The sequence below is a fragment of the Methylocystis echinoides genome (genome assembly GCF_040687965.1).
Lineage (GTDB): Bacteria > Pseudomonadota > Alphaproteobacteria > Rhizobiales > Beijerinckiaceae > Methylocystis > Methylocystis echinoides_A.
Map to the genome: position 1 here is coordinate 987,251 of NZ_CP156084.1, position 12,715 is coordinate 999,965.

10 protein-coding genes are annotated in these 12,715 nt (G+C 66.4%); 6 read left to right on the forward strand and 4 right to left on the reverse strand.

Annotation, left to right across the window (positions count from 1 at the left end):
• Positions 1 to 76: 76 nt before the first annotated feature.
• The gene (locus RVU70_RS04750) at positions 77 to 1,327 is read left to right on the forward strand and encodes an NAD(P)/FAD-dependent oxidoreductase (RefSeq protein ID WP_363349928.1); all 1,251 of its coding nucleotides are present in this window, start codon (positions 77 to 79) and stop codon (positions 1,325 to 1,327) included.
• A gap of 77 nt (positions 1,328 to 1,404) precedes the next feature.
• Here RVU70_RS04750 and RVU70_RS04755 read toward each other — a convergent pair whose 3' ends face one another.
• The 4 genes from RVU70_RS04755 to RVU70_RS04770 all read right to left on the reverse strand — a co-directional run bounded on the left by RVU70_RS04755 (position 1,405) and on the right by RVU70_RS04770 (position 4,817).
• Positions 1,405 to 2,703 (reverse strand): murein L,D-transpeptidase, encoded by a 1,299-nt coding sequence (locus tag RVU70_RS04755; RefSeq protein ID WP_405044874.1) that lies wholly within the window; start codon positions 2,701 to 2,703, stop codon positions 1,405 to 1,407.
• Positions 2,704 to 2,884: 181 nt separating this feature from the next.
• Positions 2,885 to 3,427, reverse strand: coding sequence for a LemA family protein (locus RVU70_RS04760; protein ID WP_363349929.1), 543 nt, complete (start codon positions 3,425 to 3,427; stop codon positions 2,885 to 2,887).
• A gap of 99 nt (positions 3,428 to 3,526) precedes the next feature.
• Positions 3,527 to 4,264 carry an arginyltransferase gene (locus RVU70_RS04765; protein WP_363349930.1) on the reverse strand — a complete coding sequence of 246 codons (738 nt, stop codon included), beginning with the start codon at positions 4,262 to 4,264 and terminating at the stop codon, positions 3,527 to 3,529.
• Between the two features lie 70 nt (positions 4,265 to 4,334).
• Complete coding sequence (locus RVU70_RS04770; protein WP_363349931.1) at positions 4,335 to 4,817, reverse strand: RDD family protein; 483 nt, start codon at positions 4,815 to 4,817, stop codon at positions 4,335 to 4,337.
• Between the two features lie 232 nt (positions 4,818 to 5,049).
• On the opposite strand from RVU70_RS04770, the gene RVU70_RS04775 reads away from it, so the two are divergent.
• From RVU70_RS04775 to RVU70_RS04795, 5 genes are all read left to right on the forward strand, one after another.
• Positions 5,050 to 5,292, forward strand: a complete 243-nt coding sequence (locus RVU70_RS04775) for a DUF2312 domain-containing protein (protein ID WP_363349932.1) — start codon at positions 5,050 to 5,052, stop codon at positions 5,290 to 5,292.
• Between the two features lie 89 nt (positions 5,293 to 5,381).
• Positions 5,382 to 6,971, forward strand: a complete 1,590-nt coding sequence (locus RVU70_RS04780; RefSeq protein WP_363349933.1) for an outer membrane beta-barrel protein — start codon at positions 5,382 to 5,384, stop codon at positions 6,969 to 6,971.
• A 31-nt stretch (positions 6,972 to 7,002) separates the two neighbouring features.
• A complete protein-coding gene (locus tag RVU70_RS04785; RefSeq protein ID WP_363349934.1) occupies positions 7,003 to 8,436 on the forward strand; it encodes an oligosaccharide flippase family protein in 1,434 nt (477 codons plus the stop codon).
• 185 nt (positions 8,437 to 8,621) lie between these two features.
• A complete protein-coding gene (gene mgtA / locus RVU70_RS04790; RefSeq protein WP_363349935.1) occupies positions 8,622 to 11,216 on the forward strand; it encodes a magnesium-translocating P-type ATPase in 2,595 nt (864 codons plus the stop codon).
• Complete coding sequence (locus RVU70_RS04795) at positions 11,209 to 12,714, forward strand: AAA family ATPase (protein WP_363349936.1); 1,506 nt, start codon at positions 11,209 to 11,211, stop codon at positions 12,712 to 12,714. The genes mgtA and RVU70_RS04795 overlap by 8 nt, the downstream gene beginning before the upstream one ends.
• Position 12,715: the final 1 nt, after the last annotated feature.

The following is a 12,715-nucleotide window of genomic DNA, read 5'->3' on the forward strand; positions in this document are numbered from 1 at the left end:
CCCTCTTCGAAAAAAGACTTTTCAGACGCCTTTCGCGGGCTAGCTGTTGCGGGGATCGCTCCCGGGACGCCCGCCCATGACCTTTACCGACCGCCCGCCCCGCGTCATCATTATCGGCGGCGGGTTCGCGGGAATCGCCGCGGCGCAGGCCCTGAAGGGGAGCGGCGCCAGGATCCTGCTGCTCGACAGCCAGAACCACCATTGTTTCCAGCCCCTGCTCTATCAGGTCGCGACGGCCGCCCTCGCCGGGCCCGACGTCGCTTGGCCGATCCGCTATGTAATGCGAGGGCGTCCGGACGTCACCGTGCTGATGCTCGCCGTCGAAGGGATCGATACGGCGCGAAAGACCGTCAAGACCCGCGTGGTCGACATCGCCTATGACTTTCTGATTATCGCGACCGGCGCCGCCCATTCCTATTTCGGCCACGACGACTGGGCGCGGCTCGCGCCGGGCTTGAAATCAATCGACGACGCGACGCTGATCCGCAGCCGCCTGCTTGCGGCCTTTGAACAGGCGGAAGCGAGCGTCGACCCGCTGGCGCGGGCGCGGCTCTTGACCTTCGTCATCGTCGGCGGCGGACCGACGGGAGTGGAGCTCGCCGGCGCCATCTCAGAGCTGGCGCGACGAACCCTGCCCCCGGAGTTCCATCGCGTCGACCCGGCGCGGGCGCGCATCCTCCTGCTGGAGGCGGGACCGCGGCTCCTCTCCGCCTTCCCCGAGCGGCTGTCGACCTATGCCCGCCGCGCGCTCGAACGCATGGGCGTCGAGGTGCGGACGGAAGCCGCCGTGGCCGAGGTGCGCCCCGCCGGGGCCGTCGCCGCAGGTGAGGAAATCCCCGCCGGCGTCGTTCTTTGGGCGGCGGGCGTGCGCGCCTCGCCCGCGGCGAACTGGCTCGGCGTCGCGGGCGATGACGCCGGGCGCATTCCGGTAGGACCCGAGCTGACGGTCGCGGGATTCCCCGACGTCTATGTCGTCGGCGATCTCGCCCATGTCACGGGACCGGACGGGGTTTCCGTCCCGGCGCTCGCGGCCTCGGCCAAGCAGATGGGCTGGTACGCCGGCCGCGCCATCCGCCGTCGCCTGCGCGGCGAGAGGCCCAGAAAGCCGTTCCGCTACCGCGATCATGGAAATCTCGCGACGATCGGCCGAAAGTCCGCCATTGTGAAGCTCGGGCGCCTCGAGCTGACGGGTTTCGTGGGGTGGCTCTTCTGGAGCGTCGTCCACGTCTATTTTCTGGTCAATCTGCGCAGCCGGCTGTTCGTGGCGATCAGCTGGATCGCCGCCTATTTCACTTTCCACCGGGGCGCGCGGCTCATTACGCGGTAGGAGCCCTTAAGGAGGACGCCCGCGCTTGCGTTTGCCGCGAGGCGGCCCCTCCCGCTAGAGGCGGGGCCGCAGTTCGATCAGTTCTCTTCGTCGCGCGGCAGCAGCCGTCCGCCGCGCGGGGCCGCCGCCTGCTGCGCGACCGGCGTCGGCGCCGGCGTCTGCGCCTGAGAATAGTCGGGCGCCTGGATTTGCGCCGTGTTCAGCCCGTCGCGCTGATAAATGTCCTCGCGGAACTGGGTGACGCCGTCGGGCGTGCCCCAGGCGGTGATATAGACCCAATAGACCGGGACCGCCGGGTTGATCTTGACGTCGATGCGCTCGCCCGAGGCGATAGCGCGGTCGATGGCGTCGCGGTCCCAGCCCGGCGTCTCGCGCAGCAGGAAGGCCACATAGTCGCGCACGTTCTGGAGGCGGATGCAGCCCGACGAGACGAAGCGGAAATCGTCGCCGAAGACGCCCTTGGCCGGCGTGTCGTGCATATAGACGCCGTAAGGATTGGCGATGTCGATGCGCACCACGCCGAGCGAGTTGAAGTCGCCGCCGATGTCCTGGCGGAACTTGTAATTGAGCGCGTCGAGCGAGCGCCAGTTGATCTGCTCCGGCTGCAGCTCCTGGCCTTCCTTGTTGTAAACGCGGATGTGGTTGTCGTGCAGATAGTTGGGGTCGGCCTGCATCTTGGGGATGAGATCCTTGCGGATCACCGAGGCGGGCACGGTCCAGAACGGGTTGAAATTGACCTGATAGGCCTTGGTCTGCATCACCGGGGATTGACGGTCGATCTTGCCGACGCCGGCGATGTGGTGGGTGACGACCTGTCCGTTCTCGACCGTCTCGACCTGCGCCGCCGGAATGTTGGCGGTGACGTAACGCGCCCCGAGCTCGTGCGAGAAGCTGCGCAGGCGCACAAGATTGGTCTCGAGCTGGCGCAGGCGGGTTTCGGCGGGAACGTTCAGCGCCGCGAGCGTCTGCTGGTTGACGACGCCGGTCTCGATGATGCCGTGGCGGGCCTGAAAACGGCGCACGCCGGCCTCGACGTAAGAATCGAAAATCGGGCTCGTGCCGGTCTCGGCGCCAATGTCGCCGGAGACGATCAGGCGACGGCGCAGCGCCGAAACGGCCGCGCCGTTGGAGCCGAGCCGCAAGGTCTGATTGGGCACCGCCGGCCAGCCGCCCGTCTCGACGATCTGGCGGTAGCGCTCGATCGCGGCCTCGGTCGCCGCGACCGTCTGTTCAGAAAGAATGGGCGTCGTCGAGCGCGACACCGTCAGACGCGCGTCGGCGTCGTAGCGCTGGGCCCATTCGGCCTGTCCGGTCTCGGCCAGCGCGGGCAGCGCCGCGCCCAGCGCAAGCGTAAGAGAAAGCGGCAAAATCGGTATTTTTTTCACGAGTCGCTCCAGTCGCAGTCAGTTCCGCGGCTGCGGAGAGAATATGAAGGCGCCGCGGCGGCGCAGCGCCGATTCGGTTTTTCAAGTTCGCGGCTGTTAACCTTAACAAAGCTCGAACAGCCGGCGATTTTGTGGCCGCCCGCGGGGCGGCCGAAAAAACTTGGTCTTGACTTTAGGCCTCCTCAGCGGGCTCGTCGACGCCAATGTCATAGAAGACTCGCGGGGCGAGCCGCAGCCGCTTCGCGAAAAGGCTCTCGGGGAATTGGCCGAGCGCCGAATTATAGGCGTCGGTTGTCGCCTTGAGCTGGCGGCGGGCCGCGGCGAGCGTGCGCTCGGCGTCGTCCATCCGCTGCCGAAGCTCCCGAAAATCCTCGAGATTGTGGATGTGCGGAACCGCCTGCGCACGGCCGAGGAGGGCGTGGACGCCGTCCGTGAGGCGGGTTTCGCCGAAGAGCTTGGCTTGTGGGGAATGCGCGCGCCGGGCGCCGGCATAGGCCAGAGCGACGGCGTCGATCGCCACGCGCTCCTCTGGCGCGAAGGCGCGCATCAGGCCGACGAGCGCCGGAAACAGCGCGTGCAGCCGCAACGCCTGCACCTCCACTTCGGCCGCCGCGGCCGCGCAGCTCGCGTCGAGCGCAAGGAGACGGCGCCGGGCGTTCAGCAAAATCGCCCCCGTGACGCCGAGCAAGGCGAATGCAATCGAAAAAACCAGCATGGCGAGCCTCTTCGTGAGAGACAATCGCTTACCAGCACTTGCAAAAAAGTTACCTTACCGAAGCCTTTGGGCGCATGGTTCACAAAAAGTAAAGCGCCCTCACCCAATCCGCGTCCAGCCTTCCGGACCGAGCCGCTCCTGCGGCAGGAAGCGCGCCTTATAGGCCATCTTGCGCGAGCCCTCGACCCAATAGCCGAGATAGAGATGCGGCAGCCCCGCGGCCTCGGCCCGGCGCATATGGTCGAGAATCATGAAAGCGCCGAGCGAGCGCGGCTCGAAGTCGGGCTCGTAGAAGGAATAGACCATGGACAGGCCGTCGGCGAGCCGGTCCGTCAGGCAGCAGGCGACGAGGCGGTCGGCGTCGGCGCCGGGCGCGTCGGCCGGCAGCCGATATTCGATGAGTCGCGTGTCCACATGGCTGTCCTCGATCATCATCTGATAATCGACCATGCTCATGTCGGCCATGCCGCCATCGGCGTGGCGCGCGCCGACATAGCGCCGGAACAGCGCATATTGCTCGGGCGTCGCGCGCGCCGGGCGCGCTTCGCCCATGACGTCGGCGTTGCGCCGCTGCACGCGGCGCAGGCCGCGCGAGACGATGAAGTCGGCAATCTTGACCCTGACCGAGACGCAGGCCCGGCAATGTTCGCAGGCCGGCCGATAGGCGATGGTCTGCGAACGACGGAAGCCCGCCTGGGTCAGAGAATCATTGAGCGCAGGAGCCCGCAGCCCGATGAGATGCGTGAACACCTTGCGCTCCGCCCGGCCCGGCAGATAGGGGCAGGGCGCCGGCGAGGTGAGGTAAAATTGTGGCGCATCACGAGGTTCTCTGGTCACGCTCGTCTCGTTCGCTGGCTCGCTCTTTCGAGAATAGGGCGGCGACCGGCGGCCCGCCAATGTCTCTTTTTCAGGCCGAGCGCCTCAAAACGATCACATCCGCCAAAATGTCATGGAGGCAGCGTTTGTCGCGGGTCACGAAAGAGGTCAGGAACAGAGGCGGAAACATCCACGTCACGTAGAAAAGCACGGCGTGGACCGCCGCCTGCAGGAAGGGAACCGGCGCGCCCTGCATGGTGCGCATTTCCAGATCCATGAACGCCATGCCGGGCGTCGCCATGCGCCAGCCCGAAACGGTGAGCCCGTTATAGAAGAACGCGACGAGCGGGAAGATCGGCGGCAGCAGCAGCGCCGACATGCCGAAGCTCAGGATGAAGAGCGCGAAGAACAGCGCCACCGAGAGTCCCGAGACCAGGATCAGATCCAGGCCCACGGCCATGATCCGGCGCGTGCGCACGCCCTCGAGCGCCGCCGCCGGGATGTAGGGGGCCTGAGGCTGCGGGCGCGAATAGGGCGCGCCGCCCGGGTAATCCCCACGAAAGTCGCCGCTCATGTCTTGGCTCCAGATGCGCGCGGGCCGAAGTCGGCCTGGCGTCGATCCAATGTCGGACGCGCGCGAAAGGCTTTCAAGGCCGCCGCGCCGCAGGAGCGCGAAGGTCCATGCTTGGGATTATGGGGATTAGGCGGACGCGCGCCTTGACGAGGTCAAGAAGCTGTCGCAAGCCTCGCGGCCACTCCCGGCGGGCGCGACGCGGCTTCCGGCGCAATCTTCGCAGGATAACGACATGGACACCAACGCCGTCGACGGCGGCCATCTGCTCGCCTTCATCGAGCGAATCGAAAAGCTCGAGGAGGAAAAACGCGCCATCTCGGACGACATCAAGGATGTTTACGCCGAGGCGAAAGGCACGGGCTTCGACCCGAAGGTGATGCGCAAGATCGTGTCGCTGCGCCGGCAGGACAAGCACAAGCGCGAGGAAGAAGAAGAGATTCTCGGTCTTTACCTCTCCGCCCTCGGCATGGAGTAGGTCCGCCGGTAAGGTTGCGTTAACCATAGGCCCCTAACGCTAAGGCTGCGCTTACGCTTTTTTTTTCGCGCGCCTTGGCGAGGGATGACGTGCCGCCTCAACACCCGCGCAGCCGGATGGCCGTCGCCGCGCTCTGCGCGGCGTCGACGGCGCTCGCCGGGACAGCGGCGGCGGCGTCAACCGCGGCGCGGGCGCGGACCGACGAGCCCGTCTCGATCCCGGCGCAGCCTGCGCCGCTGCTGCGCGGCCCCATCCGGGAAAGCGATCCGCCCGTCTCCACCGCCGCCAACTTCGGCAAGCCGCGCCCGCCCCTCCCCAAGCCTTATCCGCCGCCCCGCGTCGCCTATCCGCCGGTCTTCTCGCCCAAAAATCCGCTGCCGCCGCTCGAGCCCTATCGAACCTCCTATGCCGCGCGGCAGAGCCTGCGGCAGCGCCCGGCGACGGCGCGCGCCGCGCCGGCCCCGACCGTTGCGACGTCGCCCGCCCCCAAGGCCGGGAGGCCGAAGCCCGGACGGGAGCAGAACCCGTTCGACCCGCTCGGCGTCCCGGTGGGATCGACCCTGATTTTCCCATACGTCCAGGCGAGCAGCGGCTATGACGACAATCCCAACCGCATCGCCCCCGGCTATAATCACAGGCCGTCGCCGTTCGTGCGCGGCGAGGGCGGCGTGAAGGTCAAATCCGACTGGGACCGCCATAGTCTCGAAGGCGAACTGCGCGGCGGCTACTCGGAATATTTCAACTATGCCAGCGCCAGCCGACCGGACGCGACTGGCGAGTCGGCGGCGCGCTACGACGTGACCCGGGACCTCGCCATCGACCTGCGCAGTCGCATGTCGCTCGACACCCTGCGCCCCGGCGCGCCGACGCTCGCGTCGGGCGAGCCCAGAGTCTATGTGATCAACCGCCCGGTGGTTCTGGGTTTCGGGACGCAGGCGGGGCCGACGCTCAAACTCGGGCGGTTCGCTGTCTCGCTGCGCGGAACCTATGACCGGGTCTGGTACCAGAACGCGCAATATTCCGACGGCTCCACCTTCAATCTGGCGAGCACGAGCTACAATGGTTACGGCGTCCTGGCGCGCGTCGCCTATGAGGCGACGCCCGACCTCAAGCCCTTCGTCGAGGGAACGATCGACCGGCGCGTGCACGATTCCCCCGTCGACCCCAATGGATTCTATCGCGACAGCAAAGGCTACATCCTGCGCGGCGGCGCCGACGTCAATGTCACGTCGCTCGTCAGGGGAGAGATCTCCGGCGGCTACGGGCAACGCGACTATGTCGATCCACGCCTGCCGCCGCTTCGCGGGCCGGTGATCGACGCCGCGCTGATTTACACGCCCTCGGCGTTGACGACCGTGACCCTGCGCGGGACCACGAGCATGAACGAAACGACTCTCGCCTATGCGAGCGGCGCGCTCTCTCGCGCGATCAGCGCCACCCTCTCGCACGACCTCCTGCGCAATCTCAACGTCACGCTCACCGGCGCTTATTTTGTCAACAACTACCAGGGAACGGATGTGCGCGAACGCGGCGCCAATCTCGGCGCGAAGCTCGAATACAAGGTGACCCGCAGCGTCTCGCTTCGCGCCAGCTACATGCACGAGCTGCTCGACAGCTCCTTCCCCAACGCCGACTACACGGCGAATGTCTATCTCGTCGGCCTGAGATTCCAGCTTTGACGCTTCTGCTCCCCCCTCCGGGGCGCCCGCCATGGAGATGATGGCGCCCTTTCTTCTCAACAGCCTGATGAACTTCGCCGTCGCCCTGATGGTGGCGAAGGCGCTGGGACCATCCGAATATGGCCGCTTCATGCTGGCGCTGGCCGTCGCGGTCGTTTTTCAGACGCTCGTTTTCGACTGGCTGCGCCTCGCCGCGACGCGCTTTTACGCCGAGCGCGACCGACACGAACGCCCCGAGATTCGTTCGACGCTCGACGCCGCCTTCGCGGCGCTCGCCGGTTTCGCCGTTCTTCTCTCCTTTTCGCTGTGGATTTTGCGCCCCTGCCTGCCGCTTGCGCCCGATCTCGCGGCGCTCGCCGTGGGCGCCTCGCTTTCCAACGCCTCGTTCGACGTCTCGGCCGCTCTTCTACGCGCCCGCTTCCAAAACCGCGCCTATGGGGCCCTGGTGATCGCCAAGAACGGCCTGGCGTTGATTTTCACGGTCGGCGGGGCCTTCGTCTTTCGCTCCGCCGAAGCGGCGCTCATCGGCATGATGGCGTCGGTCGCCGGCGCCGTCGTCGTCGCTCGCCGCACCCTCATCGATCCGGGAACGAGCTTTCACAAGGCCGAGGCCGCGCGCCTGCGGCGCTATCTTGCTTATGGGCTGCCAATCATACTCGCGGCCGTGCTCTATCAGAGCGTGCCGCTCGCCAACCGCGCGCTGCTTTCGCGCCTCGACGGCTTTGCGGAAGTGGGGCTTCTGTCGCTCGCCTTCGAGACGGGGGTCCGCGTCGTCGGCGCGGTCGGCTCCGCGATCGACGTCGTCTTGTTTCAGATTGCGGTGCATCGGGAGACGACGCTCGGCGCGGACGCGGGGCGCGCGCAGATTTCGCGCAATCTCGGCGTCGTCTTCGCCCTGCTGCTGCCGGCGGTCGCGGGCGCCTGGCTCATTCTGCCGAGCTTCGAGGCGCTGTTCGCGCCGCGGGCGTTCCATGGGGCCTTCGCCGCCTATTTCGCCCTGATGACGCCCGCCTTCTTCGCTTTCGGCATGCTGAATTACGGCGTCGCCACCGCCTTTCAGCTCGCGCATCGTCTCGCGCCGCTCGTCATTGCGGCGCTCGTCGCGGTGATCGCCAACCTCCTGTCCCTCGCGCTCTTGCCGCCGGCGCCGGGCGCCGCGCGCTTCGCCGCGGCGCAATCCATTTCGAGCATGAGCGGGCTCATCGCTCTGGTGACGATGCTCTTTCTGCTCGAGCCCGTGTGGCCGCGCGCGCGAGACATTTTCGGCGCGATCGCCGCGACTGCGGTCATGATCGGCGCGGGCTTGCCGCTACGCGCCTTGCCGCCCGGGGCCACGACTCTCTCCCTCCAACTCGTCGTGGGCGCGGGCGTGTATGGCGCGCTCGCTTTCGCCTTCGACATCGGCGGCCTTCGCAGCGTCATTGGCCTGCCGCTCTCGGCGCTCCGCAGACGCCGCAAGGCTTAGAGACGAGGAGGCCCGGACGGGCCGCCGCGACCTTCGCCGGTCCCCGTCGATATGCGCGTCGTGTTGACGATGACCCGTTCGGCGGTCACAGGATCACTGGACTTTCCCATTGAGACGGCTCTCTATCCTGCAGGCCGGCAGTGACCCTGGACGTGAGCTTGGCCATCTGGCCCAAGAGGAGCGGGATGAATTTTCGCCCCCATGAAGACAAAGCCGCGCGCGCAAGGCTCGTCCAAGCCTCCTCGGTCAGTCTCGACGCGCTGTTCCGCAAGCTGCGCGCCTCCCCGGAAGGGCTTTCGGAGACCGAGGCGGCGCGGCGGCTGAAGCGCTTCGGGCCGAATCGCGTCGCGCGCGAGGCGGCGGGCGGCGCCCTGCGCCTCTTGGCGCGGCATGTCTTCAATCCGTTGAACGGTCTGCTGCTGACGCTCGCCGCCGCCTCCTTCGCGCTGAGCGACCAGCGCGCCGCGATTGTCATTTCGGCGATCGTCGTGCTCAGCGTGCTGCTGGCCTTCGTGCAGGAGCATCGCTCCAACTCGGCTGCGGCAAAACTCCGCGCCATGGTGCGCACCCACGTTTCCGTGCGTCGCCCCGACTCCGGCGGCGACCCCTTCGTCGAAACGTCGCTCGAAGCGCTCGTCCCCGGCGACATCGTGCGCCTCGCGGCGGGCGACATGATCCCCGCCGACGTGCGGCTTATCGAAGCGAAGGATCTCTTCATCAATCAATCGGCGCTCACCGGCGAGTCAATGCCGGTCGAAAAATTCGCCGCGGCCGCGCAGGCGCATGAGCCTTTCGAGGCCTCCTGTCTCGCCTTCATGGGCTCCAATGTGGTGAGCGGCTATGGCGAGGCGGTCGTTCTCGTCACGGGGGCGGGCACGCTTTTCGGCGAGATCGCCGACCGGATCGCTGAAGCGGACGACTCGACCGCCTTCGACGAAAGCGTGAAGAAGTTCACCCTTCTGATGATCAGCTTCATGGCGGTGATGGCGCCGGCCGTGTTTTTCATCAACGGCTATTTCAAGGGGGACTGGCTCGCGGCGTTTCTCTTCGCCATTTCCGTCGCCGTCGGCCTCACGCCGGAAATGCTGCCGATGATCGTCACGGTCAATCTCGCCAAGGGCGCCATGGCCATTTCGCGCGAAAAGGTCATTGTCAAGCGCTTGAACGCCATCCAGAACTTCGGCGCCATGGACGTGCTCTGCACCGACAAGACCGGCACGCTCACCCAGGACCGCATCATCCTCAAGCGCCATCTCGACATCTACGGCCAGAATTTCGACCGGGTGCTGGAGTTCGCCTATCTCAACAGCCATTTCCAGTCGGGGCTTCGCAATCTGCTCGACGTCGCGGTTCTTCAGCACGCGGAGATCGAGGAAAGGCTCGCGCCTCGCCATAGTTTCAAAAAGATCGACGAAATTGCTTTCGACTTCGACCGTCGCCGCCTCTCGGTCGTGGTCGATAGCGACGACGGCCAACGCCTGCTGATCTGCAAGGGCGCGGTCGAAGAGATCTTCGCCGTCGCCAGCTGGTTCGAGACCGCGGAGGCAAGCGGCGCCCTCGATCCTTCACATCTCGAAACCGCCCAGCGCGAGACGGCCGAACTCAACGCCGACGGCTTTCGCGTGATCGCGGTCGCCTATCGCACGGTTCCGCCGCAGCAGTCGGTCTTCACGGCGGCGGACGAGAGAGAGCTGACGCTTCTCGGCTATATCGCATTTCTCGACCCGCCGAAGGAGAGCGCCGCGCGCGCCATCGCCGATCTGCGCAAGGGCGGCGTCGCCGTGAAGATTCTTACCGGCGACAATGACATCGTCACGCGCAAGGTCTGCCGGGACGTCGGCCTCGACATCGACGTCCTGCTGCTCGGCGCCGACCTCGACGCGATGGACGACGCCGCGCTCGCCGCCTGCGTTTCTAACGTGACGGTCTTCGCCAAGCTGTCGCCGCCGCAGAAGGCGCGCGTCGTCGCGGCGCTGCGCAGACAAGGCCATGTCGTCGGCTATCTCGGCGACGGGATCAATGACGGCCCGGCGTTGAAAGCCGGCGACGTCGGCATCTCGGTCGATACGGCGGTCGACATCGCCCGCGAATCCGCCGATATTATTCTGCTCGAAAAGAGCCTCGCCGTGCTGAACGACGGCGTGCTCGAGGGCCGCAAGGTCTTCGCCAATATCCTCAAATATGTGCGCATGGGCGCAAGCTCGAATTTCGGCAATATGTTCAGCGTGCTCGGCGCGAGCGTCTTCCTGCCCTTCCTGCCGATGACGCCGATCCAGATTCTGACGAATAGCCTGCTTTACGATTTCTCCCAGACGGCCATCCCGACCGATAACGTCGACGAGGAATTTCTGGCGCGCCCGCGAAAATGGGACATTGGCGGCATCGCCAAATTCATGCTCTATCTCGGGCCGGTGAGTTCGATCTTCGACTATGCGACCTTCATCCTGATGCTCGTCGCTTTCAACGCGTGGGAAAAGCCCCAGCTCTTTCAAACCGGCTGGTTTGTCGAATCGCTCTTCACCCAGACGCTCATCATTCACATCATCCGCACGCGCAAGATCCCGTTCATCGAGAGCCGGGCGAGCAATGCGCTGCTGCTCACGACGATCGTCGTCTGCCTGATTGGCGCGAGCCTTCCCTATTCGCCTCTGGCCGCAATCTTTGGCTTTACGCCCCTGCCCTGGTCTTATTGGCCGGCGATCGGTCTCTTCTTGCTCGGCTACGCCATCCTCGCGCATTTCGCCAAGACCGCCTTTTTCGAGCAATTCAGCGATGACTGACCGAGATCCCCAGCAGGAAATCGTCGATTTCCTCTCAAAGACGCTCGGCGCGCCGCGGCGGATCGTGACGCATATTTCAATCGTCCTGCTGGGCGCCGACCGCGTCTACAAACTCAAGCGCGCCGTGCGTCTGCCCTACCTGGATTTTTCGACGCGCGCCCTGCGCCTCGAGATGTGCGCGCGGGAGGTGGCGTTCAACCAGCGCTTTTCGGCCGGGCTCTATCTCGGCGTGCGGCGCGTCACGCGCGAGCCCGACGGCGCGCTGGCGCTCGACGGCGCCGGGGAATTTATCGACGCGGTCGTGGAGATGCGCCGCTTCGCCGATGACGCGCTCTTCGAAGATATGGCGCGCACGGGCCGCCTCACCGGCGAGATGATCGAGACGCTGGCGCGACGCGTGGCGGGATCGCATGACGAGGCGGCGCCGGACACGGTCCATGGCGGCGCGGACGCGATGCGGCGCATCGTCGACAGCATGGCGGAAAGCCTGGGGCGGGCCCCTGCCGCCGACACGGCGGAAACCGACGCGCATCTTGCAGCCTTGCGCGACGCGCTCGCCGCGCAGGCCGGGCGCATCGACGCGCGCCGCGCCCAGGGCCGTGTCCGGCCCTGCCACGGCGATCTGAATTTGCGCAACATCTGTCTGTTCGAGAACGAACCGACGCCCTTCGACTGCATCGAGTTCTCGGACGAGATTTCGACGATCGACGTCCTTTACGACATCGCCTTTCTGCTGATGGATCTCTGGCGCGTGGGCCTGCCCGCGCTCGCCAATGTCGCCTTTAACCGCTATCTGGACGCGCGGCGCGAAAGCGAAGCCGACGGGTTGCCGCTCCTGCCCTTCTTCATGGCGCTGCGCGCGACGATCCGCGCGCATGTCGAGGCGTCGCAGGGTCATGCTGAGACGGCGCGCGCCTTCTTCCACCTCTCCCGCGCCGTGCTCCGCCGCAGCGAGGGGGCCATAGTCGCGATCGGCGGCTTCAGCGGCTCGGGCAAGTCCAGCATCGCGGCGGCGCTCGCCCCTCGCTTGGCGCCGGCGCCGGCCGCGCGAATTTTGAACAGCGACAGGATTCGCAAGCGGCTCTTCAACGCCGCGCCTGCCGACCGGCTGCCGCCGCAAGCTTACACAAGCGAAGTCTCTAAGCGGGTTTATGAGGAAATGTTCGCCGCCGCCGCCCGCGTCGCGAGGGCCGGCTGGCCGGTCATTGTCGAGGCGGTCTTCGACCGGCCGCAGGACCGCGCGGCGATCGAGACGGCGGCCGCAACGGCCGGCGTTCCCTTCTTCGGCTTCTGGCTCGACGTCGATCTGGCGCAGCGACGGGCGCGCGTCGAGCGCCGCGTCGACGACGTCTCAGACGCGACGGCGGAGGTGCTGGCGGCGCAGATGAAGAAGGAGACGGGCGCGATCGCGTGGGAAACGATCGACGCGGCGCGTGAGCTTTCCGCGATCGTGGGGCAACTTCGGGACGTTCTGCCCGCTTGGCGAGGGGAGCGGTGAC